Source organism: Amycolatopsis sp. CA-126428, from assembly GCF_002904335.1.
Lineage (GTDB): Bacteria > Actinomycetota > Actinomycetes > Mycobacteriales > Pseudonocardiaceae > Amycolatopsis.
Genome location: NZ_PPHF01000030.1, coordinates 282,454 through 307,139 on the forward strand (window position 1 = coordinate 282,454; position 24,686 = coordinate 307,139).

At 71.2% G+C, this 24,686-nt stretch carries 25 protein-coding genes and 1 tRNA gene; 15 read left to right on the forward strand and 11 right to left on the reverse strand.

Annotation, left to right across the window (positions count from 1 at the left end):
- Positions 1–61: 61 nt before the first annotated feature.
- The 4 genes from C2L58_RS08055 to C2L58_RS08070 form a co-directional block, all read right to left on the reverse strand.
- On the reverse strand, positions 62–1,042 hold the full coding sequence (locus C2L58_RS08055; RefSeq protein WP_103336895.1) for a ribose-phosphate diphosphokinase: 981 nt from the start codon (positions 1,040–1,042) through the stop codon (positions 62–64).
- Positions 1,039–2,511: a bifunctional UDP-N-acetylglucosamine diphosphorylase/glucosamine-1-phosphate N-acetyltransferase GlmU gene (gene glmU, locus C2L58_RS08060; RefSeq protein ID WP_103336896.1), complete on the reverse strand. Its 1,473-nt coding sequence runs from the start codon at positions 2,509–2,511 to the stop codon at positions 1,039–1,041. The genes C2L58_RS08055 and glmU overlap by 4 nt, the downstream gene beginning before the upstream one ends.
- A 49-nt stretch (positions 2,512–2,560) precedes the next feature.
- On the reverse strand, positions 2,561–4,315 hold the full coding sequence (locus tag C2L58_RS08065; protein ID WP_103336897.1) for a GGDEF domain-containing protein: 1,755 nt from the start codon (positions 4,313–4,315) through the stop codon (positions 2,561–2,563).
- Positions 4,316–4,351: 36 nt separating this feature from the next.
- Positions 4,352–4,423 (reverse strand) — tRNA-Gln (locus tag C2L58_RS08070).
- 207 nt (positions 4,424–4,630) lie between these two features.
- Here C2L58_RS08070 and C2L58_RS08075 point away from each other — a divergent pair.
- The 3 genes from C2L58_RS08075 to C2L58_RS08085 all read left to right on the forward strand — a co-directional run bounded on the left by C2L58_RS08075 (position 4,631) and on the right by C2L58_RS08085 (position 6,629).
- The gene (locus C2L58_RS08075) at positions 4,631–5,596 is read left to right on the forward strand and encodes an acyl-CoA desaturase (RefSeq protein WP_103336898.1); all 966 of its coding nucleotides are present in this window, start codon (positions 4,631–4,633) and stop codon (positions 5,594–5,596) included.
- Positions 5,597–5,688: 92 nt separating this feature from the next.
- Positions 5,689–6,282, forward strand: coding sequence for a TetR/AcrR family transcriptional regulator (locus C2L58_RS08080; protein ID WP_103337115.1), 594 nt, complete (start codon positions 5,689–5,691; stop codon positions 6,280–6,282).
- Complete coding sequence (locus C2L58_RS08085) at positions 6,231–6,629, forward strand: GNAT family N-acetyltransferase (protein WP_199191156.1); 399 nt, start codon at positions 6,231–6,233, stop codon at positions 6,627–6,629. Before C2L58_RS08080 ends, C2L58_RS08085 begins: the two co-directional genes overlap by 52 nt.
- Here the strand turns inward: C2L58_RS08085 and C2L58_RS08090 are convergent.
- Positions 6,589–6,981: an NUDIX hydrolase gene (locus C2L58_RS08090; RefSeq protein ID WP_103336900.1), complete on the reverse strand. Its 393-nt coding sequence runs from the start codon at positions 6,979–6,981 to the stop codon at positions 6,589–6,591. The two genes, C2L58_RS08085 and C2L58_RS08090, sit on opposite strands and share 41 nt — an antisense overlap.
- A 68-nt stretch (positions 6,982–7,049) precedes the next feature.
- On the opposite strand from C2L58_RS08090, the gene C2L58_RS08095 reads away from it, so the two are divergent.
- Both C2L58_RS08095 and C2L58_RS08100 read left to right on the forward strand, forming a co-directional pair.
- Positions 7,050–7,784, forward strand: a complete 735-nt coding sequence (locus C2L58_RS08095; RefSeq protein WP_103336901.1) for an SDR family NAD(P)-dependent oxidoreductase — start codon at positions 7,050–7,052, stop codon at positions 7,782–7,784.
- A gap of 151 nt (positions 7,785–7,935) precedes the next feature.
- Complete coding sequence (locus tag C2L58_RS08100) at positions 7,936–8,820, forward strand: serine hydrolase (RefSeq protein WP_103336902.1); 885 nt, start codon at positions 7,936–7,938, stop codon at positions 8,818–8,820.
- Positions 8,821–9,053: 233 nt separating this feature from the next.
- Here C2L58_RS08100 and C2L58_RS08105 read toward each other — a convergent pair whose 3' ends face one another.
- The 4 genes from C2L58_RS08105 to C2L58_RS08120 all read right to left on the reverse strand — a co-directional run bounded on the left by C2L58_RS08105 (position 9,054) and on the right by C2L58_RS08120 (position 13,154).
- Positions 9,054–10,235: a PQQ-dependent sugar dehydrogenase gene (locus C2L58_RS08105; RefSeq protein ID WP_103336903.1), complete on the reverse strand. Its 1,182-nt coding sequence runs from the start codon at positions 10,233–10,235 to the stop codon at positions 9,054–9,056.
- A gap of 16 nt (positions 10,236–10,251) precedes the next feature.
- Positions 10,252–11,097, reverse strand: a complete 846-nt coding sequence (locus C2L58_RS08110; RefSeq protein WP_103336904.1) for an alpha/beta fold hydrolase — start codon at positions 11,095–11,097, stop codon at positions 10,252–10,254.
- Positions 11,098–11,143: 46 nt separating this feature from the next.
- Complete coding sequence (locus C2L58_RS08115) at positions 11,144–11,800, reverse strand: response regulator (protein WP_103336905.1); 657 nt, start codon at positions 11,798–11,800, stop codon at positions 11,144–11,146.
- Positions 11,801–12,056: 256 nt separating this feature from the next.
- Positions 12,057–13,154: a sensor histidine kinase gene (locus C2L58_RS08120; RefSeq protein ID WP_103336906.1), complete on the reverse strand. Its 1,098-nt coding sequence runs from the start codon at positions 13,152–13,154 to the stop codon at positions 12,057–12,059.
- A 153-nt stretch (positions 13,155–13,307) separates the two neighbouring features.
- Here C2L58_RS08120 and C2L58_RS08125 point away from each other — a divergent pair, with 153 nt between their 5' ends.
- Together C2L58_RS08125 and C2L58_RS08130 are read left to right on the forward strand one after the other, a co-directional pair.
- Entirely contained in the window at positions 13,308–13,904 is a 597-nt protein-coding gene (locus C2L58_RS08125) for a class I SAM-dependent methyltransferase (RefSeq protein ID WP_103336907.1), read from the forward strand.
- On the forward strand, positions 13,876–14,364 hold the full coding sequence (locus C2L58_RS08130; protein ID WP_103336908.1) for a DedA family protein: 489 nt from the start codon (positions 13,876–13,878) through the stop codon (positions 14,362–14,364). The genes C2L58_RS08125 and C2L58_RS08130 overlap by 29 nt, the downstream gene beginning before the upstream one ends.
- On the opposite strand, the gene C2L58_RS08135 is transcribed toward C2L58_RS08130, so the two are convergent.
- Positions 14,340–15,113: a helix-turn-helix transcriptional regulator gene (locus C2L58_RS08135; RefSeq protein ID WP_103336909.1), complete on the reverse strand. Its 774-nt coding sequence runs from the start codon at positions 15,111–15,113 to the stop codon at positions 14,340–14,342. The two genes, C2L58_RS08130 and C2L58_RS08135, sit on opposite strands and share 25 nt — an antisense overlap.
- A gap of 74 nt (positions 15,114–15,187) precedes the next feature.
- On the opposite strand from C2L58_RS08135, the gene C2L58_RS08140 reads away from it, so the two are divergent.
- The 4 genes from C2L58_RS08140 to C2L58_RS08155 all read left to right on the forward strand — a co-directional run bounded on the left by C2L58_RS08140 (position 15,188) and on the right by C2L58_RS08155 (position 20,815).
- A complete protein-coding gene (locus C2L58_RS08140) occupies positions 15,188–16,111 on the forward strand; it encodes an LLM class flavin-dependent oxidoreductase (RefSeq protein ID WP_103336910.1) in 924 nt (307 codons plus the stop codon).
- A gap of 52 nt (positions 16,112–16,163) precedes the next feature.
- Complete coding sequence (gene mfd / locus C2L58_RS08145; protein WP_103337116.1) at positions 16,164–19,718, forward strand: transcription-repair coupling factor; 3,555 nt, start codon at positions 16,164–16,166, stop codon at positions 19,716–19,718.
- 85 nt (positions 19,719–19,803) lie between these two features.
- On the forward strand, positions 19,804–20,670 hold the full coding sequence (locus C2L58_RS08150) for a helix-turn-helix domain-containing protein (protein WP_103336911.1): 867 nt from the start codon (positions 19,804–19,806) through the stop codon (positions 20,668–20,670).
- Positions 20,651–20,815 (forward strand): DUF397 domain-containing protein, encoded by a 165-nt coding sequence (locus C2L58_RS08155; protein ID WP_103336912.1) that lies wholly within the window; start codon positions 20,651–20,653, stop codon positions 20,813–20,815. The genes C2L58_RS08150 and C2L58_RS08155 overlap by 20 nt, the downstream gene beginning before the upstream one ends.
- Here the strand turns inward: C2L58_RS08155 and C2L58_RS08160 are convergent.
- A complete protein-coding gene (locus C2L58_RS08160) occupies positions 20,799–21,206 on the reverse strand; it encodes a hypothetical protein (RefSeq protein WP_103336913.1) in 408 nt (135 codons plus the stop codon). The genes C2L58_RS08155 and C2L58_RS08160 overlap by 17 nt on opposite strands.
- A gap of 85 nt (positions 21,207–21,291) precedes the next feature.
- Between C2L58_RS08160 and C2L58_RS08165 the strand changes: the two genes are divergently transcribed.
- The 4 genes from C2L58_RS08165 to C2L58_RS08180 all read left to right on the forward strand — a co-directional run bounded on the left by C2L58_RS08165 (position 21,292) and on the right by C2L58_RS08180 (position 24,654).
- Positions 21,292–22,317 (forward strand): hypothetical protein, encoded by a 1,026-nt coding sequence (locus C2L58_RS08165; RefSeq protein ID WP_233225613.1) that lies wholly within the window; start codon positions 21,292–21,294, stop codon positions 22,315–22,317.
- The gene (locus C2L58_RS08170; RefSeq protein ID WP_103336915.1) at positions 22,314–23,246 is read left to right on the forward strand and encodes a MazG family protein; all 933 of its coding nucleotides are present in this window, start codon (positions 22,314–22,316) and stop codon (positions 23,244–23,246) included. The genes C2L58_RS08165 and C2L58_RS08170 overlap by 4 nt, the downstream gene beginning before the upstream one ends.
- A gap of 65 nt (positions 23,247–23,311) precedes the next feature.
- On the forward strand, positions 23,312–23,869 hold the full coding sequence (locus C2L58_RS08175) for an RNA polymerase sigma factor (protein ID WP_103336916.1): 558 nt from the start codon (positions 23,312–23,314) through the stop codon (positions 23,867–23,869).
- Positions 23,866–24,654, forward strand: coding sequence for a zf-HC2 domain-containing protein (locus C2L58_RS08180; RefSeq protein ID WP_103336917.1), 789 nt, complete (start codon positions 23,866–23,868; stop codon positions 24,652–24,654). The genes C2L58_RS08175 and C2L58_RS08180 overlap by 4 nt, the downstream gene beginning before the upstream one ends.
- Positions 24,655–24,686: the final 32 nt, after the last annotated feature.

A 24,686-nucleotide genomic window follows, 5' to 3' on the forward strand; every position in this document is an offset into this window, starting at 1 on the left:
GGCGACGCTAGCGCCGGGAACCCCCGCCGGGCGCGGAGTTTCGCGCCCGGCGGAAGGGTCGTCAGGCGTTGCCGTCGAACAGCGACGTCACCGAGCCGTCTTCGAAGACCTGCTGGATGGCCTCCGCCAGCATCGGGGCGATCGACAGCACCGTCAGCCCCGGGAACCGCTTCTCCTCCGGGATCGGCAGCGAGTTCGTCACGATGACCTCGCGCGCCTTGCACGACGAGAGCCGCTGCGTGGCCGGGTCGGACAGGATGCCGTGCGTCGTCGCGATGACCACGTCGGCCGCGCCCTCTTCGATCAGGGCCTCGGTGGCCTTCACGATCGTGCCGCCGGTGTCGATCATGTCGTCGATCAGGACGCAGAGCTTGCCCTCGACCTTGCCGACCACGCGGTTGGCCACCGCCTGGTTGGGCTTGTCCGGGTCGCGCGTCTTGTGGATGAACGCGATCGGGCGGTCCCCGAGCGTCTGCGCCCACTTCTCGGCCAGCCGCACGCGGCCCGAGTCCGGCGAGACGACCGTGATGTCCGCGTCGCCATAGGTGGCCTTGATGTGGTCGGCCAGCACGGTCTGCGCCATCAGGTGGTCCACCGGGCCGTCGAAGAAGCCCTGGATCTGCGCGGTGTGCAGGTCGACCGTCATGATCCGGTCGGCGCCCGCGGTCTTGAACAGGTCCGCGATCAGCCGCGCCGAGATCGGCTCGCGGCCCTTGTGCTTCTTGTCCTGGCGCGCGTACGGGTAGAACGGCATCACCACGGTGATCCGCTTCGCGCTCGCCCGCTTGAGCGCGTCCACCATGATCAGCTGCTCCATCACGTACTCGTTGATGGGCGTGGTGTGCGCCTGGATGACGAACGCGTCGGTACCGCGGACGGACTCCTCGAACCGGACGAACAGCTCGCCGTTGGCGAACGTGTGCGCCGTCTGCGGGGTGATCGTCACGTTGAGGTGCTCGGCGACTTCTTCGGCGAGCTCGCGGTGGGCCCGTCCGGAGAAGAGCATCAAGTTCTTCTTCGGTGTGCCTTGCTTCGGACTCATGCTGGCGACTCCCCGTCGGTTCCTGCTGCTGAATCGGCGTCGAGGGCGGCCTGGGCCGCCTCCGCCGCGGGCGTACCCGGCCGGCGCCGGATCGCCCAGCCTTCGATGTTGCGCTGCGGCGGCGCCGACACCGCGAGTGTGCCCGGCGGGACGTCTTCGCGGATCACGGCACCCGCACCACTGTAAGCGCCGTCACCGATGTGCACCGGGGCGACGAAGGTGTTGTCCGCGCCCAACCGGACATACGACCCGATAACGGTCCGGTGCTTGTGCACGCCGTCGTAGTTCACGAACACGCTGGAACAGCCGATGTTGCTGTGCTCACCGATCGTGGCGTCACCCACGTAGGTCAGGTGCGGCACCTTCGTCCCGGCCCCGATGTCGGCGGCCTTCGTCTCCACGAACGCGCCCAGCTTCGCCTTGACGCCCAGCTTCGTGCCCGGCCGCAGGTAGGTGAACGGGCCGACGTTGACGCCGTCGCCGAGCTCCGAGTCCGACCCGTGCACGCGGACCACCGAGGCGCCCGCGCCGATGGTGACGTTCGTCAGCGTGCTGTCCGGGCCGATCGTGCTGCCTTCGCCGACCGACGTGGTGCCCTTCAGCTGCACGCCCGGCTCGATGACGACGTCACGGGAAAGGGTGACGCCGGCGTCGATCCAGGTCGTGGCCGGGTCGGTGATCGTGACGCCCTCGCGCTGCCAGCGCTGCACGATCCGGCGGTTCAGCTCGGCGCCGAGCACCGACAGCTGCACGCGGTCGTTGACGCCTTCGGTGAGCCACGGGTCGTCGACGACCAGCGCGCCGACGTGGAGCCCGTCGCCGCTCGCGATGCCCAGCACGTCGGTGAGGTAGAGCTCGCCCTGCGCGTTGTCGGTCGAGAGGCGCGAAAGGCCGTCGCGCAGCACCGCCGCGTCGAAGGCGTAGACGCCCGAGTTGATCTCGGTGATCCCGGCCTGTTCCGGGGTGGCGTCCTTGTGCTCGACGATCCCGGTGACCTTGCCCGCGCTGTCGCGCACGATCCGGCCGTACCCGGCCGGGTCGGCGACCACCGAGGTGAGCACGGTGACCGCGTTCTTCGCCTCGGTGTGCTCGTCGAGCAGCGCGCCCAGGGTCGCGGTGTCGAGCAGCGGGACGTCGCCGTAGCTGACGAGCACGGTGCCGGTGACGTCGGCGGGCAGGGTCGCGAGCGCGCAGGACACGGCGTGGCCGGTGCCCTTCTGCTCGGCCTGCACCGCGGTGCCGACGGTGCGCCCGAGCGCGTCCCCGACCGCGGCCAGCCGTTCGCCGACCGCTTCGCGGCCGTGCCCGACGACCACCACGAGGTGTTCGGGGTTCAGGCCGGCGGCGGCCCGGACGGCGTGCTCGACCAGGGGCCGCCCGGCGATCGGGTGCAGCACCTTCGGCGTCGAGGAACGCATGCGGGTGCCTTCACCCGCAGCCAGGATCAACGTGCTCAGCGGGCCGGTCAACGGCGCTCCCAACGGGTTACCACAAGATGGCGTCTGTCGGGCACCGATCCTAACTGTGCTCTTCCGCGTCCCACGCGGGGTCGGTGGGCGGCGCCTCGTTCGCCCACGCGGTGGCCGGGTCCGCGGCCATCGAGTTGGCCGACGCCACCTGGTTGCCGCCGCCGCGTTTGGCCTGGTACATGGCCGCGTCCGCGCGGGCGAGGACCTGCTCGCCGCGTTCCTGCGGCCGCAGCGAGACCAGCCCGATCGACAGCGTCACGCCGTGCGAAAGGTGGTGCGGCAGGTTGGAGACCGACTTCACCGCGCGGCCGAGCGCCATCTTCGCCGCGGACGCCGGTGTGCCCGGCAGCAGGACGATGAACTCGTCGCCGCCGTAGCGCGCCACCAGGTCGTCGCCGCGCAAGGCGTCGCGGAGGGTGCTCGCCACGACACGCAGCACGTTGTCGCCTTCGGCGTGCGACTGTTTGTCGTTGACGCCCTTGAAGCCGTCGAGGTCGACCAGCGCGACCGCCAGCGGCTGCGCGTCGGCCGACGACGCGAGCTGGCGCAGCTTCTCGTCCAGCGCACGCCGGTTCGGCAGGCCGGTGAGCGGGTCCTGCAGCGCCTGCTGGGTGATCGCGCCGTGCTCGGCGGAGAGCCGTTCGTGCTCGCGGCGGGCGTTCAGCGTGGCGATCTGCGACTCGCGCAGGCTCCACATCTCCGACTCCAGGCGGCGCGCGTAGTCGATCAGCGACTCGCTGGCGCCGGAGGCGTAGTCCGGGCTCGTGTCGAGCCGGGCCAGCTCGCGGGCGATGTTCAGCCGCATCGACGGCTGCGAAGTGTCGTCCGAGATCGACTGGCGGGTTTCGCGCAGGACGCTGAGGGCCTCGGTGCGGCGGCCCTCCTTGTCCAGGCAGCGCGCCAGCGCGATCGCGACGATCTCCCGGTCGTGCCCGAACGCGCGCTCGGTGTAGAGGTGCTGCAGCCGCTCGACGTGCTCCGCGCCCGGCTGGTTCAGCGCCGGTGCCGCGGCCAGGACGCCGACCTGGTCGATCGCCGCGACGTTCGCCTTGCGCGGGAACAGCGACTCGGCGAACGGGCCTTCGGCGGCCGCCCCCATCGAAGCGGCGGTGCGGAACTTCTCGGCGCTCTCGTCGTACTCGTCGATGCGCTCCAGCCGCAGGCCCCAGCCGAGCAGCATCTTGATCCGGTTGATCAGCTGCAGGGCGATGTCGTGCGGGCTCGCGCTCTCGCGGATCGCGGTGGCGGCCCGGCCAATGACCTCCTCGGCGGCTTCGTAGACGCCGAGCTGGTTGAGCACCAGCCAGCAGTCGATCAGCGTCGAGGAGAGCAGCCGGTTCCAGTTGCGCAGCCCGACCTGCCGGTCCGGGATGGTGGAGTCGTCGAGGATGGCCAGCGCCCGGGCGATCTCGGTGAGCGCGGCGTCCTCCTGCGCGGCGATCACGAGCCGGCGCCCGCGCAGCGCGTGCGCGTCGGCCCGCAGCAGGGCGATGCCGTGGCGGCGGGTGTGCGCGAGCATCTCGTCGAGCCGGGGCTCGGCCTCCGCGGCCAGGCCCTTGGTGGCCAGCCGGGCCAGCGCCGACGAGCGCAGCAGCTGGGCGACGAGCAGGGGCTCGCCGCGCCGCTGGGTCTCGTCCAGCAGTTCGTCCATCATCGCGACGATCTCGAGCTGCTGGGTGTACTCGTGCCGCTGGACCGCGGCGTTCAGCTCCCGCGCGCGCCCGACGATCCAGGCGTCGGACATCTCGGCCAGCGCGGGCCGCCTGGCCGTCACCGGGTCGGTCGCCTCGTCGGTCAGCGCCAACCTCCCGGTGTCGTGGGTTTCCGGTTCTTTCTGCTGCTCCGCCGCCAGGATTCGAACCTGAACTGTCAGAACCAAAATCTGAAGTGCTGCCGATTACACTACGGCGGATCGATCCTGGTCAGGATAGCGACGATCGGGTGTCGTCCGCGCGGGGGATGCGTTACGCGCCCGTCTGCCGGGTACTCCGGTTCCGAAGAACAGGTGTGAGTTCGGGCTCTCCCCAGCGGGCCGAACCTCCTGTACCGTAACTTACGGCATCGTAGGTAAGGGCGCCCTTGGTATGAAGGCGTGCCTGTGTAGGAAGAAGTGAAGCGTATGACGGCCACGCTCGACCGTTCTCAGTCCGCCGGAGAACCTTCGGCCCCGAAGGGCCCCAAACCAGTCACCGAAGGCACGCGCGGCATGGGCGTGCAGCTGTCGGTCTACTTCGGCGTGATCGCGCCGCTGGTGGCCCTCCTGGTCGCCGTGCCGTTCGCGTGGGGCTGGGGACTGAGCTGGGTCGACGTCGGCATCTTCGTGGTGTTCTACGCGATCAGCGGGCTCGGCATCACGGTGTCGTACCACCGCTACTTCACGCACGGCTCGTTCAAGGCCAAGCAGTGGCTGCGCGTGCTCATGGCCATCGCGGGCAGCATCGCCCTGCAGGGCCCGGTGATCACCTGGGTCGCCGACCACCGCCGCCACCACGCGTTCTCCGACCGCGACGGCGACCCGCACTCGCCGTGGGCGTTCGGCACCTCGCCGTGGGCCATCGCCAAGGGCTTCTGGCACGCGCACATGGGCTGGCTGTTCGAGCGCGACCAGACCAACGCCGAGCGCTTCGCGCCGGACCTGGTGAAGGACCCGGCGATCAAGAAGGTCGACGACCTGTTCTGGCTGTGGGCGCTGGTCAGCCTGCTGCTGCCGGCCATCCTCGGCGGGCTCATCTCGTGGTCGTTCTGGGGCGCCGTGACGGCGTTCTTCTGGGCCGGCCTGGTCCGCATCTGCGTGCTGCACCACGTGACGTGGTCGATCAACTCGATCTGCCACATGATCGGCGACCGCCCGTTCAACGCCCGCGACAACTCGGCCAACTTCTGGCCGCTGGCGATCTTCTCGTTCGGCGAGTCCTGGCACAACCTGCACCACGCCGACCCGACGTCCGCGCGCCACGGTGTGAAGCGCGGCCAGATCGACATCTCCGCGCGGCTGATCTGGATCTTCGAAAAGTTCGGCTGGGTGCACGACGTCCGCTGGCCGACGCCGCAGCGCTTGGCCCGTATCGCCACCGAAAAAGCCTAGTCAACTAGGCTGCCCCGATGGCGGGGAGACGACGTTCGAAGCGTGAGCAGGTCACCGGGGCGCGTCCGGCCGCCCCGGTGACCCGGGTCCGGATGACCGGCACCGAGCGGCGTCAGCAGCTGCTGAACGTGGCCCGGGCCCTGTTCGCCGAGAAGGGCTTCGACGGCACGTCGATCGAAGAGATCGCCCACCGCGCCAACGTCTCGAAGCCCGTGGTGTACGAGCACTTCGGCGGCAAAGAGGGCATCTACGCCGTGGTCGTCGACCGCGAGACGCAGCTGCTGCTCGACCGGATGGTTTCGACCCTCCACGGCGGTCACCCGCGGGTGATGCTGGAGCAGGCGGCGACGGCGCTGCTGTCCTACGTCGAGGACTCCCACGACGGGTTCCGCATCCTGGTCCGGGATTCGCCGGTGGCGAGCTCCACGGGGACGTTTTCGACGGTGCTGAACGACATCGCGAGCCAGGTCGAGCACATCCTGGCCCAGCAGTTCGGTTCCCTCGGCTACGACGAGAAGCTGGCCGCGCTGTACGCGCAGGCCCTGGTGGGCATGGTGGCGCTGACCGGCCAGTGGTGGCTGGACGCCCGCAAGCCGAAGCGGGACGAGGTGGTCGCGCACCTGGTCAACCTGGCGTGGAACGGGTTGTCGCACCTGGAGCACAAGCCGAAGCTCCGGCTGGCTTAACCGGCTCGACGGCCCTGCGACATGACCGGCGCGTACCTGGCCTACCAGGTGCACCCCGACCAGTTTGCGCTGGTCGACGACGTGATCGCCTCGACGAAGCGAACGAGACGGTCGAGTTCGAGCCGGTCGGCACCCACCCGGGCTACCGCCGCCAGGGGCTGGCCCGCGCGATGTTGCTGCACGGGATGCACCGGGCGATCGCGGCGGGCGCCCGGCACGCGACGGTCGCCTGCCTGGGCGAGCCGGCACCGGCGCGGGAGTTGTACCACAGCGTGGGGTTCCGGGCGTTTTCGCGGGACGCGCCGCTCATCGCAGCTGCCCGGCCTCGCGAAGGTGGTCGAAGATGAGCCGGTCCACCGCGGAAACCCGGCCACGGTCGGCGTAGCCGAGCCACGCGACCTCTTCGATCTCGCTGCTCGCCTTCAGGGTGCCGCGGTATTCGGCGGTGTAGCAGGTCATCCGCACCAGCGTCCCCGCGGAGTGGCCATCGGCTTGCGCTTCGAACGTCCCCGCCGCGGCGACCGACTCGGGCGTGATCGCCACGTCGAGTTCCTCGCGGATTTCGCGGACCAGCGTGTCACGGTCGGTTTCGCCGGGCTCGCGCTTGCCGCCGGGGAGGTAGTAGACCTCCTTGCCGCGCGAGCGGGTGCTGAGGATGCGGCCGTCCAGCAGGTGGATCCAGGCGATCTTGTCGATCACGCCAGCGCCGCGGACGTGGCCGGGTCGATCTTGCTCATCCCCCGATCCTAGGTACTAGGGTCGGGTTCATGGCGAACAACAGGGAAATCGTGGTGACGGGTGGCGGCACGGGCATCGGCTACGCCGTGGCGTCGGCCTTCGCCCAGGCCGGCGAGCGGGTCACGATCACCGGGCGCCGGGAGAAGGTGCTCACCGAGGCCGCGACGCTCGCCGGCGCGCGGCCCGTCGTGTTCGATGCCGCCGACCCCGCGGCCGTCGAAGCCGCGCTGGAGGAGTTGCCCGGCGGCGTCGACGTCCTCGTCAACAACGCCGGCGGCAACACCGATTTGCTCGACGGAGACGGCGACGGCGAAGAGGGGCTGGCCGGTTTCGCGGCCGCGTTCGAGCGGAACCTGCGGTCCAATGTGGTCAGTGCCGCGCTGGTGACGCACGCCCTGCGCGACCGGCTCGCCGAAGGCGCGCGGATCATCACCATCGGGTCGATCGCCGCGCACACCGGCGCCGGGTCCTACGGTGCCGCGAAGGCCGCGGTCGAGGGCTGGAACGTGAGCGTGGCCCGGGAGTTCGGGTCGCGCGGGATCACCGCGAACGTCGTCGCGCCGGGGCTGATCGGGGAGACCGAGTTCTTCCACGGGAAGCTGAGCGACCGGCGGCGTGACCGGCTGATCGGCAACACGATGAACCAGCGCGCGGGCACGCCGGACGACGTCGTCGCCGTGGTGACGTTCTTGGCGAGCCCCGCCGCCGGGCACGTCACCGGGCAGGTGGTGCACGTCAACGGCGGCGCCTACCTCGGTAACTAGGGCGGGCGCATCGGCCATCCGGCCGATGTGCGCGCTCGCCGGGGCTCGGTTGTCCACCGGATGGCCAAAACAGCCCGGCTCATCGGGCGATACCCGCCGTCCACCTCCGCAATAGCTTCGGATTGCTCACGAATCCGGCGGAGGTGTCCTGGTGCTCGAGCGACTGAACAACATCAAGGTGCTCGTGGCGATCGCGGTGGTCATCGTGGTCGGAGGCCTGCTCATCGCGTTCGCCGTCAACAGCGGCTCCGGGAGCGACAGCTGGCGCGCCGAATGCGGCTCGCCGCCGGCCGATCCCGCGGACAGCCAGGCGAGCCGCGTCGCCGAAGCCCGGAAAGCGCTGCTGAGCACCGGGAACGACCCGCGCCTCGGGATCGAGATCGTCGACCTCGGCGCCTGCGCCGTCGAAACGAGGTGGAAAGCCGACCAGCCGCAGCCCACCGCGTCCGTGGTGAAGCTGCTCATCGCGCTCGACCTGATCGAGCGCTCCGGAGTGCCTTCGGGCAGCGAAGAGACGGCCGTCCGCGCCATGCTCGCCGCCAGCGACGATCACGTCGCCAACCGCCTCTGGCAGCAGAACGGCGGCCCGGACATCGTCCGGCGGCAGGTCGCGAAGCTGGGGCTCACGCACACCACGCCCCCGGCCGACGCCGGCCAGTGGGGCTCCACCGGGATGTCACCCACCGACGTCGTCACGGTCTACCGGTACCTCACCGCGGGGCTGTCCGAGGAAGGCCGCGAGTTCCTCACCGGAGCGATGGAAAGCGCGCCGCGCAACGCCGCCGACGGGTTCGACCAGCACTTCGGGATCCCGCGCGCGTTCCCGGGCGCGACGTGGGCGATCAAGCAGGGCTGGGGCAGCTCCGAGGCCCGGCGGGTGCTCAACACCACCGGGCTGGTCCGGACCGCGTCCCGGACCTACGCCGTCGCGGTGATGGCTTCCTGGAAGGAGACCATCGACTGGCCCACCGCGACCACGGCGCTGACCGCCGCCCTCGGCGCGCTCAAGGGTTCGCTCAGGGCGGCCAAGGCCTGAACCCGATCAGGAGTGGATGCCGGTCCCCGGGTCGCCAGGTCGGCGGTGGCGCCCGGGGACCGGCGCGGTGCTGCCGCGGGAACGCTTTCTTCGGACCACGTCCAACATCGCGTCGGGGGTGCGAAACTTCTGGTGCACACCATGTTCCGCGCTCCGCCACCCCGGCGTAAGTGTCCACGGCACCCGGTGGCCGTGGCTTTCGCATGTTCCAGTTCCTTGTTCCGGCCGTCGGATCAGGCCGGCGTGACCTTCAGCAGCTTGTCGTCCGTCCCGTCCGACGTGGTCACGTACAGCGCGCCGTCCGGGCTGCTGCGGACCGCGCGCAGGCGGCCGAACTTGTCGTCGAACTCCGGGGGCAGCGTGACGTCGAGGACCTTGCCCGCCGGGTCCAGGTGGTACAGCAGCAGTTTCTGGCCCTTGAGCGCCACCACGACCAGCGCGCCGTCGTTCGTGCCCCACTGCGCGCCGGTCAGGAAGGCGTCGCCGCTGATCGCCTCGGTGATGCTGCCCGAGGTCCACAGTGGACTGACCGCGTCCGGGAACCGCTTGAGGTCGGTCATCGGCACGCTCTCGTCGTAGCTCGTCCCGGTGCCGCCCTTCGACGGGTCCCAGCCGTAGTTCGCGCCCGGCTTCAGCAGGTTGACCTCGTCGTCGAACGTCGGCCCGTGCTCGGCGGTGATCACCTGGCCGCTGCCCGGCCGGATCGCCACGCCCTGGACGTTGCGGTGGCCGAAGGTGTAGATCAGCCGTTCGTGCGGGTCACTCGAAGTGATGAAGGGGTTGTCCGGCAACGCGTTCCCGGTCTTCGCGTCCAGCCGCAGCACCTTGCCGCCGAGGGAGTGGCGGTCCTGCGCGATCGACGCGCGCGCGGTGTCACCGGTGCCCACGAGCAGCGCGCCGTCCGGGGCGAACGTCGGCCGGCAGCCGGAGTGCCGTCCGCTCGGGTTCACCGGCAGCCCGGTGAGCAGGTTCTTCACCTTCGACGCGCTCGCGCCGTCGGCGGCCAGCTTCCACGTGACCAGCCGGATGTCGACGGCCTTGCCGCCTTCCTGGTGGTCCTGGCAGGTGATGAACTCCCGGCTGGTCGCGAAGTCCGGGCTGACGACCAGGCCGAGCAGCCCGCCTTCGCCCTGGACGAGGACGTCGGAGAAGTCGGCGCGCACCTCGGCCGCCTGCCCGTTCCGGACCAGCGCGAGCTTGCCGGGCCGCTGCGGCACGAGGATGCCGCCGTCGGGCAGGAAGCCGACGTCCCAGCCGTGCTGCAGCCCGCCGGTCACCGTCTCGACCTTGAACTTCCCGCTCGCGGCGGCCGGCGTGGCCGCGGGCGGGACGCTCTGCACCGGCTCGCTCGCCGCCCCCGAGCAGCCCAGGACCAGCAGGGACACCACACCGATGAGACCCAGCGAACGCCGCATACGCCTCATCCTGCCATCAAGTGGTGAAATCGCCGTTCGCCGCCGAGCGTGTCAAGAAGTCCAGGTCCGCGTCGCCGGGGAGGTAGTGCCCGGCGCCGGGGAGCAGGTCCACCACGGCACCGGCCGCTTCGAGACGCCGTTTCGTCGTCACGGAGTCGACCATGGCGTCGTCCGCCCCGGCGACGGCGTACACCGGCATGGTCAGCCGGCCCAGCGCCTCGTCGCCGAAGACGGGGAACGGGCCGGTGCGGTACCGGTAGTTCGCGGCCACCAGCAGCTGCTGCGCCACGACCGGCGACGACTCCGGCTCGCCCACCGCACCGGCGACGGCCTTCCGCCGTCCTTTCTCGCCGAGCAGCCCCAGCAGCACGGCCTTGACGACGAACCCCTTCTTCATCGGGCCGAGGCCGACGGGGCACCGCAACGCCAGCGCGGCGACCCGCCCGGGCCGCCGGATCGCGAAGTCGAGCGCGACCCAGCCGCCGAACGACGACGCCAGGAAGCCGGCGCGCCCGACACCGAAGTGGTCCAGCACCGCGTCCAGCCACCGCGCGTACCGGTCACCGTCGAGCGGCGGCCGTGCCTCGGCGCTCAGCCCGGGCTCGCCGATGATGTCGACGGCGTACACCCGGAACCGCTCGGCCAGCGCCGGGATCCGGGCGGCCCACTCGGAGGAGTTGCTGCCGGAGCCGTGCAGCAGCACCAGCGCCGGGGCGTCGGCCGGGCCGGAGACCAGGACGAACGTCTCGCCTTCGGGCGTCGGGACGCGCGTTGCGTCATGGGGGACGGGCCAGGTCTGCAGGGTGTCGAGGTATCGCTCGCGGAGGAGGGCAGCGCCGGCCTCAGACTTGTATATCGTCATGCAAAGTACTCTAAACCTCCGCATCAAGGGGCTAAATAGGGAGTGATCAGGAACCTGGGCGCACCAGCCCGGACTCGTAGGCGAAGACCACCGCGTGCACCCGGTCGCGCAGCCGCAGCTTGCCGAAGACCCGGCCCACGTGCGTTTTCACGGTCGTCTCGCCGATGTACAGCTTCGCGGCGATCTCCGAGTTCGAAAGCCCACGCGCGATGAGACCCAGCACGTCCTTCTCGCGTTCGGTCAGCACCCCGAGCCTCGCGACGTCGACGGGATCGCGCTCGTCGGCGAGGTACCGGTCGAGCAGCCGCCGCGTCACCGACGGCGAGACCATCGAGTCGCCCCGCAGCACGCCCCGGATCGCGACGAGCATCTCTTCCGAAGGCGCGTCTTTCACCAGGAACCCGCTGGCCCCACTCCGCAACGCGGCGTACGCGTACTCGTCGAGGTCGAAGGTGGTGATGATCAGGACGCGCACATCCGGCAGTTCGGCGCAGATCCGCGCGGTCGCGGCGACGCCGTCGAGCACCGGCATCCGCACGTCCATCAGCACCAGGTCGGGCCGCAGGTCCCGGGCGAGGGTGACGGCTTCGTCGCCGTTGGCGGCTTCGCCGACGACGGTGAGGTCATCCTGGCTTTCGACGATCATGCGCAGGCCGACGCGGACGAGCTGCTGGTCGTCGCAGAGGAGGATGCGGGTGGTCATGGGGTCACTGCCGGGTTCGCGGGTTTGTGGTGGCCGCTGGGGAGTGGCTGGGGTGTGTTGGCGCGGTGGTTGCGGAGGCCCGGGGTGTCGCGGCGGGTGGGGGTGCGTGGCCGGGGTGTTGCGATCGGGGGCGGGTGGTTCCGGATCCGATTGGGCCGTGGGCGGCCGGGCGGGCGTTGGCGCCGGGTTGGGCCGCGATTCTCGGAGCAGTGCGATGCGGATGAGTTGTTGGTCGGCGGAAGCAGGAGCCGGGTGGTCATGGGCCCACCAGCAGGCTTGCGGACACGCGGTACCCGCCGTCCGGGAGGGGGCCCGTGTTCAGCACGCCGTGGTACATCTCGACTCTCTGGCGCATGCCCGCCAGGCCGCGGCCGGATGAGGGGAGGGCCGGGGCCGGTGGTGCGTGGCCGCCCGTGTTCGTCACCTCGATGTGGACCTCTGGGGGCTCGAAGGCGACGCCGACGCGGCCGGTCGCGTCGGCCGGGGCGTGTTTGATCATGTTGGTCAGTGCCTCCTGGACGATCCGGTACGCCTGCAGCGCCGCGCTCGCGGGCAGGGTGCCCGGGTCGCCGGTGACGTCGAGCGTGACGTCCCGGCCGGACTGGTCGACCAGCTCGCGCAGCTCGGCGAGCGTCGGCTGGGGACTGCGCGCCGCCTGGCCGGCGTGCAGGACTTCGAGGAGGCGCCGCAGCTCGCCCAGCGCGTCCCGGCCTGTGTGGACGATCGTGTCGAGCGTGCGGTCGACGGCTTCGGGGTCGCGGTGCCGGGCGAGCTTCGCGCCCTCGGCGTTCAGCACGATCACACTCATGCTGTGCGCCAGGACATCGTGCAGCTCGCGCGCGATCCGGGTGCGCTCCTCCGCGACCGCCGCGCGCGTCTGGGCTTCGTCGCGCTTCTTCTCTTCGTCCGTGAGCTCCTCCTGCTTGCGGAAGAACTCGCCGAGCGCCCACGCCGCGATGTGCAGCGGCAGGATGCCGACCAACGACAAGGTCGGGTAGTCGGTTTCCGGCGCGTAGAGGGCGACCCACTGGACGTCGAGCACGACGATCGCGACGGCGATCGCCGCGGCGAACCACTGCCGGCCCAGCTTCACCAGGTTGAACAGCACCACCGCCATGGCCAGCTCGGTGCGGCCGCGGTCGTAGGCCCAGACGTCGTCGAAGTACACCACCGCCGCCCCGGCGATGATCAGCACCGCCACCGTGCGCGGGAACCGGCGGCGCAGCAGCAGCGGGAGCAGGAACAGCATCGGGATGGCGCGGACGGCGTAGGAACCCGAGCCGACCCAGTTCGGCGCGAGGAAGATGAACACGGCGTACAGCGGCAGGTCCACCGTCCACCGGTGCCTGCGCATCCACACGACGATTCGTTCCACGCCACCGAACTTAGTGGCGGGGATGGGCTCGGGGCGTCATCCCTTCGGCCCGACCGTGTCCTCCCTTGGGAGGATCAGCCCGGCCGGCGCGGCGGATTCGGGGCCACCCCGGCCGTTCCTAGCGTCGGGATCATGTCGATCACCAGGGAATTCCTCCGCCATCCCGTGCTGACGGGCGCGATCGCGCCGAGTTCGCCGCGGCTGGCCGAAGAGATGACGGCGGGCCTCGGCCTGGAACGCGCGTCGTGCGTCGCGGAGCTCGGGCCGGGCACCGGCGTGTTCACCGAAGCGGTCCTCGCGCTGCTTCGCCCCGAAGCGCGCTTCACGGCAGTAGAGATCAACCCGCGACTCGCAAAGTCCTTGAGCGAGCGTTTTCCTCACGTCGACGTCGTCACCGGCTCGGCGGAACACCTGGCGCTGGAGGACGTCGACGTCGTCGTCTCCGGTCTGCCGTGGACGGCCATGACCGCGCCCCGGCAGCAGCGCATCCTCGACGCGGTCACCGCCGCACTCGCCCCGAACGGCCGGTTCACGACGTTCGCCTACGCCCACACGGCCTGGACCCCACCCGCGCGCCGCTTCGCCGCGTCGCTGCGAAGCCGGTTCGCGGTCGTGGAGCGCACGCAGGTCGTCTGGGGCAACCTGCCGCCCGCGTTCGTCTACCGCGCGGCGCTGCCGGTGGCGGTCGGGAGGGAACGGCGTGGACAGCCTGCTGCGGCCCCTGCTTGACGCGCCCCCGGCGGTCGTCTACCTCGTCTGCGCCCTGGTCATCACGGCGGAAACCGCGCTGCTGCCGGGAATCGTGCTGCCGACGTTGTCGACGCTGCTGCTGATGGGGTTCCTCGCCGAGCGCGGCACGCTCCACCTCGGGCTCGCTTGGGCGGTCGCCGTCGCCGCGGCCGTCCTCGGCGACCAGCTCGCCTACCTCGAGGGGCGTCGCTGGGGACCGCGCCTGGCCCGCCGCGTCGGCCGGGATCGCTGGGGGCGCGCGGAAACGGCGCTCGCGCGCTACGGCGTCCCGGCGGTGATCGCGGGCCGCTGCCTGGCCGGCGTCCGGACGCTGGTGCCGCGCGTGGCGGGCTCGGCGGCGATGCCGTACCGCCGGTTCGCGGCGGGCAGCGTGGCGGCGGCGGTGCTGTGGGCGAGCGCGGAACTGCTGGTGGGTCACACGACGGCGCTGGTGGTGTGAAGCCGTTCGGCGGTCTCGGCGTCCGCGGGCAGGAACGTCTCCAGCTTCAGTTCCGACACCGTCACGTCCGCCGCCGTCGCGAACGTCGTGATCGCGGTGATCAGCCGCAGCTCGCCGGCCGAGGTGGCCAGCCGGACCGGCACCGCGAACCCCAGGTGCTCCGGGCCGGGCGCGGACGGCGGCGGCAGGTACCCCTCGAGCTCCGCGAGCTGGGCGGCCAGCCGGTCGTCCGGGGTGCGGGCCAGGTCGTTGCGCAGGCGTTCGAGGATGTGCCGCGCCCAGTCGTCGAGGTTGCGCACGCGCGGCGCCATCCCCTCCGGGTGCAGCGCCAGCCGCAGCGTGTCGACCGGTTCGCGCAGCAGCTCCGGCGCGACACCCTCGGTGAGCAGCCGGAACCCGTCGTTCGCCGCGACCAGCACGCCGTAGCGGTCGACGACGATCGCGGGGTAGGGCCGGTGGCCGTCGAGCAGCCGCCGCAGCCCGTCGAGCACCGGCCGGATCGCCGGGTCGTCGAGCCGCGTTTCGGGGTACGTCGGCGCGTAGCCGGCGGCGTGGAGCAGGCCGTTGCGTTCGCGCAGGGGCAGTTCGAGGGACTCGGCGACGCGCAGGACCATGCCGCGGCCGGGCACCGAACGCCCGCTTTCCATGAAGCTGACGTGCCGCTGCGTCGTCCCCGCGCGCAGCGCCAGGTCGAGCTGGCTGATCCGCCGGCGGGTGCGCCAGTCCTTGAGCGCCGTTCCGAAGTCCACGGGTCCATCCTGCTCGGGCGGTCCATTCCCCGCGGGGAATTGAGGGCATTCCCCGGCCGGGCCAGGCTCGCCGCATGACGAACTACGGCCTGGTCATCCCGACCTACCAGCCCATCCTCGACGCCGGGCGGACCGCGCCCGAGCTGGTCGCCACCGCCGTCTCCGCGGAGGAGCTCGGCCTCGACTCGGTCTGGGTCGGCGACACCCTCGCGCGGGCGCCGCTGGACGCGCTCGCCGTTTTGGCTGCCTTCGCCGCCCGGACGTCACGTGTGACCCTGGGGACGTCCGCCCTGCTCCCGGCCCTGCGGAACCCTCTGCTGACCGCGAATCAGCTGCTTTCGATCGACCTGCTGAGCTCCGGCCGGCTCACGGTGGCCGTCGGTGCCGGGTTCGCCGGGCGCAGCGAACCGGAGTTCGCGTTCGCCGGTGTGCCGTGGGAGCGCCGCCGGGCCCGGCTGGACGACATCGTGGCCCTCTGGCGCGCGGCCTGGAGCGGCGCTTCCTCCTTCCACGGCTCGGTGCTGCACTACGACTCGCTGCCGGTGTTCCCCGCGCCCACTCGTCCGGGTGGCCCGCCGGTGTGGCTGGCGGCGTACACCCCGGGGGCGCTGGAGCGCGTCGGCCGGCTGTACGACGGCTGGCTGCCCTACCCGCCGAACCCGGCTGACTACGGCACCGGGCTGGCCCGGATCCGTGCGGTGTCGTCCCGGCCGGTGACGCCCGCGCTGTTCGCGACGGTCCTGGTCGAGGACGACGCCGACCGCGGGCAGGCGTTGCTGGAGGAGTACTGCGAGCGCAACTACGGGCGCCCGGCGGCGTTCGTCCAGGGGATCCAGATGCAGGTGTGCGGCAGTGCCGCGGAAGTGGCGGCGCAGCTGCGGAAGTACGAAGGGGTGGAGCACTTCCTGCTGCGGATCGCGAGCACGGACCCGAAGGTGTTCGACGAGCAGCTGCCGCGGGTGGCGGAGGTGGTGAACCTGCTGCGCGACCAGCCGTGATCGGAAACCTGTCGGGGGTGGCACGTAGGCTGGGACCGTGACCGACGCTCCACTGTCCGGACTCCTCACCGCCATCCTTCCCGACCCGGCCCTGCGCGGCGTGGTCGAGCGCGCCGGCGCGCCGCTGCTCGAGCTGCAAGGCCCGATCGCCGCCCGGCAGCTCGTGGCCGCCGCGCTTGCCGCCGATGATGGGGCCGGTAAGCCCGTGCTCGCCGTCACCGCCACCGGGCGTGAGGCCGATGAGCTGACCGCTTCGCTCAAAGCGCTCATCGGCGAGGGCCGGGTCGCCGACTTCCCGAGCTGGGAGACCCTTCCGCACGAGCGGCTCTCCCCGCGCGCGGACACCGTCGGCCGGCGCCTCGAGGTGCTGCACCGGCTGAAGACGGGCGATGACGACCTGCGGGTCGTCGTCGCCACCGTGCGCAGCCTGATCCAGCCCATGGCGCCCGGGCTCGGGTCGCTCGCCCCGGTCGACCTCGTCGTCGGCGAGGAACAGAGCTTCGAGGGCCTGCTCGAACGGCTGGTCGAGCTGGCCTACACCCGCGTCGACATGGTCGAGAAGCGCGGCGAGTTCGCCGTCCGCGGCGGCATCCTTGACCTGTTCGGGCCCACCGCGCAGCACCCCGTCCGGGTGGAGTTCTGGGGCGACGAGGTCAGCGAGATCCGGGCGTTCGCCGTCTCCGACCAGCGGTCGCTGCCCGGCGAGATCGCGCGGGTCACCGCGCCGCCGTGCCGCGAACTCCTGCTCACGCGGCCGGTCAGGGAGAGGGCCGCGGAGCTGGCGACGACGTACGAGGCCGACGCCCACCTGGCCGAGATGCTCACCAAGCTCGCCGACGGCATCCCGGTCGAGGGCATGGAGGCGCTCATCCCGGTGCTCTGCGAAGGCGAACTGGAACTGCTCACCGACGCGATGCCGGTGGGCACCCACGTCCTGCTCACCGATCCGGAGAAGATCCGCGCCCGCGCCGCCGACCTCGTCCGCACCGGCCAGGAGTTCCTCGAAGCGTCCTGGACGACGGCCGCGGCGGGGGGCCAAGCCCCGATCGACCTCGGCGCGTCGGCCTACCGCGGGCTCGACGAGATCGCGTCCCACGCGCAGGACACCAAGCGCGCCTGGTGGACCATCACCCAGCTGACCAGCGAAGACCCCGATGTCTACCGCGTCTCGGTCGAGGCCGCGCCCGCGTACCGCGGCGAGATCGAGCGCGCGACGGCGGACCTGCGCGCGCACACGGCGGCGGGCGGCACGGCGGTGCTCGTCGTCGCCGGCCAGGGCACCGCGGCGCGCGCGGTGGAGCAGCTCACGAGCGCGGACGTCCCGGCGACCCAGGCCGGCGACGGCCTGCGGGGCGCTCCGGCTCCGGGCATGGTCACGGTCACCTGCGGCGGCCTCACCGACGGGTTCGTCTCGCCGGAGCGCGCCCTGGTCGTGCTCAGCGAAGCGGACCTCACGGGCCGCGGCGCAGGCGCCGGAACGTCCACAAAGGACCTCAACACCAAGATGCCGTCCCGGCGGCGCAACGCGGTCGACCCGCTCGCGCTGAAGACCGGCGACTACGTCGTGCACGACCAGCACGGCATCGGCCGGTTCGTCGAGATGGTCCAGCGGACGGTCGCCGGCGCCACCCGCGAGTACCTCCTGCTGGAGTACGCGTCGTCGAAGCGCGGCCACCCGGGCGACAGGCTGTTCGTGCCCACCGACCAGCTCGACGAGGTCTCCCGTTACGTCGGCGGCGAGCTGCCCACGCTCAACAAGCTCGGCGGCTCCGACTGGAAGAACACCAAGGCCAAGGCCAAGAGGGCGGTCAAGGAGATCGCCGCCGAGCTCGTCCAGCTGTACGCGGCGCGCCAGGCCGCGCCCGGGCACGCGTTCGGCCCGGACACGCCGTGGCAGGGCGAGCTGGAAGACGCCTTCCCGTTCACGGAGACCAACGATCAGCTCGCCGCGATCGACGAGGTCAAGGCCGACATGGAACGCGGCGTCCCGATGGACCGCGTCATCTGCGGCGACGTCGGCTACGGCAAGACGGAGATCGCGGTCCGCGCCGCGTTCAAGGCGGTGCAGGACGGCAAGCAGGTCGCCGTCCTCGTCCCGACGACGCTGCTCGCCCAGCAGCACCTGAACACCTTCCACGAGCGGATGCGCTCGTTCCCGGTGACGATCAAGGGCCTGTCCCGGTTCACGAACAAGACCGAGTCGGACATCATCCTGGAGCAGCTCGCCGGCGGCGAGGTCGACATCGTCATCGGCACGCACCGCCTGCTGCAGACGGGGATCCGCTACAAGGACCTCGGGCTCGTGATCGTCGACGAGGAGCAGCGCTTCGGCGTCGAGCACAAGGAGCACATCAAGGCGCTGCGCACGCACGTCGACGTGCTCACCATGTCGGCGACCCCGATCCCGCGCACGCTGGAGATGTCGCTGGCCGGCATCCGCGAGATGTCGACGATCCTGACCCCGCCGGAAGACCGCCACCCGATTCTCACGTACGTCGGCGCGTACGACGACAAGCAGGTCGGCGCGGCCATCCGGCGCGAGCTGCTGCGCGACGGCCAGGTCTTCTACGTCCACAACAGGGTGTCTTCGATCGAGAAGGCGGCGCGGCGGATCCGCGAGCTGGTGCCGGAGGCGCGGGTCGTCACCGCGCACGGGCAGATGAACGAAGACAAGCTCGAGAAGATCATCCAGGGCTTCTGGGAAAACGAGTACGACGTCCTGGTGTGCACGACGATCGTCGAGACGGGCCTGGACATCTCGAACGCCAACACGCTGCTGGTCGAGCGCGGCGACCTGCTGGGGCTGGCGCAGCTGCACCAGCTGCGCGGCCGGGTCGGGCGTGGGCGCGAGCGCGGGTACGCGTACTTCCTGTACCCACCGGAGGCTCCGCTGACGGAGACGGCCCACGACCGCCTGGCGACGATCGCCCAGAACACCGAGCTGGGCGCGGGCATGGCGGTCGCGATGAAGGACCTCGAAATCCGCGGCGCGGGCAACATCCTCGGCGCGGAACAGTCGGGGCACATCGCGGGTGTCGGGTTCGACCTGTACGTGCGGTTGGTCGGCGAAGCGGTGGACGCGTTCAGGCGGCACGCGGGCGCGGAGCCGGCGGAGGAAGAGGAGTTGGCCGACGTCCGCGTCGACCTCCCGATCGACGCCCACATCCCGCACGACTACGTGCCCGGGGAAAGGTTGCGCCTGGAGGCGTACCGCAAGATCGCGGCGGCGCCGGACACCGAGGGCCTCGACGCGGTCCGCGAAGAGCTCATCGACCGGTACGGCCAGCCGCCGGCGCCGGTCAACCGGCTGCTGGCGGTGGCGAAGTTCCGGCACACGTGCCGCGAGGCGGGCGTGACGGAGGTGGCGGTCCAGGGCAACACGATCCGGTTCGCGCCGCTGCCGTTGCTGGACTCGCAGATGGTGCGCTTGAAGCGGCTGTACCCGAAGGCGGTGTTCAAGGCGGTGACGAACACGGTGTCGGTGCCGAAGCCGACGGAGGGTCCGGCCGGTGGGCGGATCGGCGCGCCGACGTTGCGGGACGAAGAACTGCTGGAGTGGTGCACGAAGCTGCTGATCCAGCTGACGAAGAAGCCCGCGGCCGTGTAAAGAGGGGTGGACACCCGGCGCCATTTCGGGGGACTTTCCGTTGTGGCGCCGGGGTTTCCGGTTTCGGTGGTTTTAGGTTCGGCGCATGGCGGAATATCGCGAGCCGAACATCCGGGCCCGGCAGCTGGGCGAACGGCTCCTCGAACGCATGGCGGAGAAGGGCTGGGGAGTCCGGGAAATGTCCCGGCGCCTGGAGATGAGCGCGCAGTGGGTCTCCTCGGTGACCCGCGGCCGGGCCCGGCCGAGCCCGGTGCACCTGGCCCGGTTTCTGACGACGCTGGGGTTCCGCGGTGAGGAATACCGCGCGCTGATGGCCATGGGCGACGAAATGCGCAACCCCGGCTTGCTCGAGAAACCGCTCCAACTGCGCACGTTGATCTGGCACGAAGAGCGGGCGACTGCCATGTCTCAGTTCCACGGCTGCTCGGTTCCCGGGTTGCTGCAAACCGCCGACTATGCCCGGAGCCTGATCGCGGAGATCGGTAACGCGACCGATCCGGACCACATCGATGAGCTGGTGTTCGCCCGGATGGCCCGCCAGGTGATCCTGGACAAGAGGCCTGCCGTCACCTTCGATTTCTACCTGCACGAATTCGTGCTCCGGCTGCCCATCGGGCGCGGAGCGCCCGATGTCATGCGCGGTCAGCTTCGCCAGCTCGCTCGGCTCGCCGAGCGCAGCAACATCTCGATCCGGATCATCCCCGCGCGATGCGGTGGTCATCCAGCGATGGCGGGGCATTTCCAGCTGATCGAGTCAGCGGATTTCAGTCCAGTGATTTATATCGACAGTGAGGATTCGTCTTTGTTCCTCGAGGAACCCGCCGATCTGGCGGCTTACCGTCGAGTACTCAAGGGCCTGGCTCAGATCGCGCTCGATCAGGCAGAATCGAAGAGGTTCATCGCCGACCTCTACTCGACGGGAGCGCAACCCGATGCCGACCACTTGGGTTAAGAGCAGCTACAGCACCAACGGTGGCGAGTGTGTTGAGGTCGCCCTCAACCGGCCTGTCCTGATCCGGGACACGAAGGACCGTGAAGGCGGCACTCTCGCCGCCTCCACCGCAACCTGGCGCGAACTGCTCAGCAGACTTCGCTGAACATCGGCGGCAGAGCCTCCGCCAGCCCCATCCGCACCGACTCCACGGGCACCGGGACCGCCCCGGCGCCCGCCATCGGCAACGGCCGGGGCCTCCTCGGCATGCGCGACCCCGAACCCCCGCCCCGGCCCGGATACACCAGCAATCCCCGCGCCGGGTCCGGGACCGCGTCCAGCGCCGCCGTCACCACCGGCAGCTGCCTGAACGCGTCTCGCCTCTCCTCCGTCAAAAACTCGATCTCCAGCACCACTCCCCAGCGGTGCTCGTGCCAAACCCACTGCTCAGCGCCGTTCGTCAACGCTGCTTCGGTGAGAGCGTCCCCTTGAGCCAGGCGCCACAGCGAAGCCGAATGCTCCCCGTCGAACACTTCGATGGTCAGCCAATGGTCCATAAGTCGACATTACCGCCGCCGCGTCCTCATGGGTGTTGCGTTTCGGGGGCGATGGTGTGAGAGGGTATGGCCTGTGATGCGGATCATGGGGCGCCCTCGCGCGCTGGTCGCGGTCGTTGCCGGTGCACTTCTGCTCGCCGGGTGCGGCTCGGGCCCCAGCCAGGTCGGCAGTGCCGTCATCGTCGGTGACCGAGCTGTCTCCCTCGACCGGGTCCAGTCGATGATCGACCAGGCCGTCCGCGAACACCCGTACGCGCAGAAGCTCGCCAGTGAGCACAAGCTCGAACTGCTGGGCCGCGAGATCGTCCGGCAGACCGTGCTGCACGAACTGACCCTGCGCGCCACCAAGCAGGAAAACCTCGTCGCCGACCAGGCGAAGGTCGCCGCGCTGGCCGCGCAGGTGACGCCTGCCCCGGTCACCGACACCGGGCAGGGCGACCCGGTCGCCGTCACGCAGATCGTCTCGAAGCTGCGCGACCGGAACGAGGTCGCGAGCGACGTCCTCCTCGAGCAGGAGCTCGCCCGGAAGGTGCTGCCGAAGCTGTCGGTCGGCGCGGACTACGTCGGCATCAGCGCGACCGGCGACAACGACCAGGCCGCCCGCACCCGCGCCTTCGCCCTCGCGAAGGAGTTCGCCGACGACCCCGCCAAGGTCCAGGGGGTCGTCCAGCAGGCGCAGCAGGAAGGGCAGCAGGCCCAGCAGACCGGCGCGCCCGGCCCGGGCGGGTACTCCGCCGGCCAGACCGCCGAGCTCTTCGGCGCCGCGCAGTACCCCGGCCTCGCGCAGACCGCGCTCTTCGGCTCCGAAAAGAACAGCGTCGTCGTCTTCCAGGCGCAGAAGCCGCAGAGCGCGGACTGGTTCATCTTCGTCATCCGCGCCCGCGGCACCGACAAGGCCGTGCCGGCCGACCAGGAAGCGCAGAAGCCGACGGACGCCCAGCTGACCGCGATCGGCACCCGGCTGCTGCAGCCGTACCTCGGCCAGAGCGGCCTGCGCGTCAACCCGCGGTACGGCGTGTGGGATGTTGTGGGCATGAACCTCGTGCCCAACTCCGGCGCCACCCAGGGCATCGTGCTGCCCATTCGCGGTGCCGCGACCGCGCAGCAGTGAGCACGGGTGTCGTCGTCATCGTCCGCGGGACGACGCTGCCCGGTGCGGCGCTCAAGATCCTGCGTGACGCAGGCGCCGTCTACGCGGCCACGGACGTCGATCCGGCCGCGTTCGGTGTCCCGGCCGTCATCGAGGCGCCTTCGCTGAAGGACGTCGTGCTGCTGGCCGGGTCTCGCGACGAGCCCGCGGCGTCGCTGCTCATCGCGACCGGCGCGGAGGTCATCGAGACGCCGGTGCCGCCGCTGGTCGAGGCCGCCGAGGTGATGGACCGGCTCCGCTCGCCGGGCGGCTGCCCGTGGGACGCGGTGCAGACGCACGATTCGCTGCGGCAGTACCTGGTCGAGGAGACCTACGAGCTGCTCGACGCCATCGAAGAAGGCGATCGCGAGGCGCTGCGCGAAGAGCTCGGTGACGTCCTGCTGCAGGTGCTCTTCCACGCGCGGGTCGCGGCCGAGGACGCCGAAGACCCGTTCGGCATCGACGACGTCGCCGCGGCGCTCGTCGCGAAGCTGGTCGGCCGGCACCCGCACGTCTTCGCCGGCGCCGACCAGGTGCACACCGTCGAGCACCAGAACCTCAAATGGGAAGAGCTGAAGCAGCGCGAGAAGCAACGTCAGTCCATTGTGGACGGCGTCGCGCTCGGCCAGCCCGCCGTCGCGCTGGCGGGCAAGCTGGGGCAGCGCTCCGGGCGCGCGGGCATCCCGCTCGACCTCTTCCCCGAAGGGACCGCGGCGGCCGCCCAGCTGTTCCGCATCGCGGCCACCGCGCGCCGGGCGGGTGTCGACGCCGAGGGCGAGCTGAGGGCGGTGGCCAAGCAGTTCGCGAAGGACATCCAGGCCGCCGAGCAGGCCGCCCGCGACGCCGGGCTGGAGCCGACGACCCTGGAGGCCGACGGCTGGCGGAAGTTCTGGCCCCCGCGCCCAGAGTGACGCCAGTGTGACGCAGCACACGTTCGGTTGAGAACCGTTCCCGGACTTCCGGCGTCTTGCCTGGTGTGAAGCACACGCCACTGGAGGACGCCGACGAGGAGCACCTCGTCCGGCGCACCGCCCAGGGCGATCGCGCGGCGTTCGAGGAGCTCTACCGCCGCACGGCGCCCTGGCTCGCCGTGCGCCTGCGCCGCCGCTGTGCGGACGAGCAGCTCGTCGCGGAGGTCATGCAGGAGACGTTCCTGGCCGTCTGGCGGGCGGCGGCGTCGTTCGCGGGCGCCACCACCGGCGGGAGCGCGGTCGGCTGGGTCTGGACGATCGCCGCGCGCCGGCTGGTCGACGCGTTCCGGCGCCGGGCGCACCACGCGCAGCCGCCGCCGGCGGTGGCCCTCGACGTCGCGCCGGTGGTGGCGGCCGAAGACGAGGCGCTGGCGGCGACGATCGGCGACGAGGTCGGTGCCGCGCTGCGCGACCTCGCGCCGGAGCTGCGGGCGGTGCTGCAGGCGATGGTGCTCGACGGGCTGACCGTCCGGGAGACCGCTGTCCTGCTGGGGTTGCCGGAGGGGACCGTCAAGACCCGGGCGCGCCGGGCCCGGATCGCATTGCGGGAGGCACTGTCGTGAACCACGCGCCGGAGCGGCTCATCGTCGCGTACGCGGTGGGCGACGACCTCCCGGGTGACCAGCTGTGGGGCCTCGAGGCCCACCTCGAGGCGTGCCGCGAATGCCGGGCGCGGCTCGCGCGGGCCGCACCGGTCCAGCCGGTCGTGGACCTGGTCTGGGAGCGGCTTTCGGCCGAGGTCCGGCAGCCGGTCGCCCGGCCGCGGCGCCGGAGCCGGTGGCTCGACACCTGGGTGACGCCGGCGATGGCGCCGTGGCTGGCGATGATCGTGGCCGTCACGCTGGCCGCGCTCCTGCTCGAGAGCGTGTGGCACGCGGTGCTCGACGTGCCGGCGGTGCAGCTCTTCGCCCCGGTGCTGCCGGTGTTCGGGGTCGCCGTGTCGTGGGCGCGGGGCCTCGATCCGGCCTACGAGGTCGTCACCGCGACCCCGCGGGCGGGGCTGTACCTGGTCGCCCGGCGGACGGTGGCGGTGCTCGCCGTCGTCCTGCCGGTGCTGGGGGTCGCCGGGTGGCTGACCGGCACCCAGCCGGCGCTCTGGCTGCTGCCGAGCCTGGCCTTCACCACCGGCACGCTCGCGCTCGGCGGCCTGATCGGCGTCAGCCGGGCGGCGTACGCGCTGGTCGCGGTGTGGGTGGTGATCGTCGTCCTGCCGGCGTTCGTCCAGCGGGGGCAGGCGTTTTCGCTCGGCACCGGCGCGCTGCCGGTGTGGGCGGCGGTCTTCGTGCTGACCACGGTGGTCGTCGCCCTGCGCGGGCCGGCGTTCACCCGGCTCGGCGCACGTCAGTAGGACTTCAGGTCCTCGGGTCTTCAGGGCTTCAG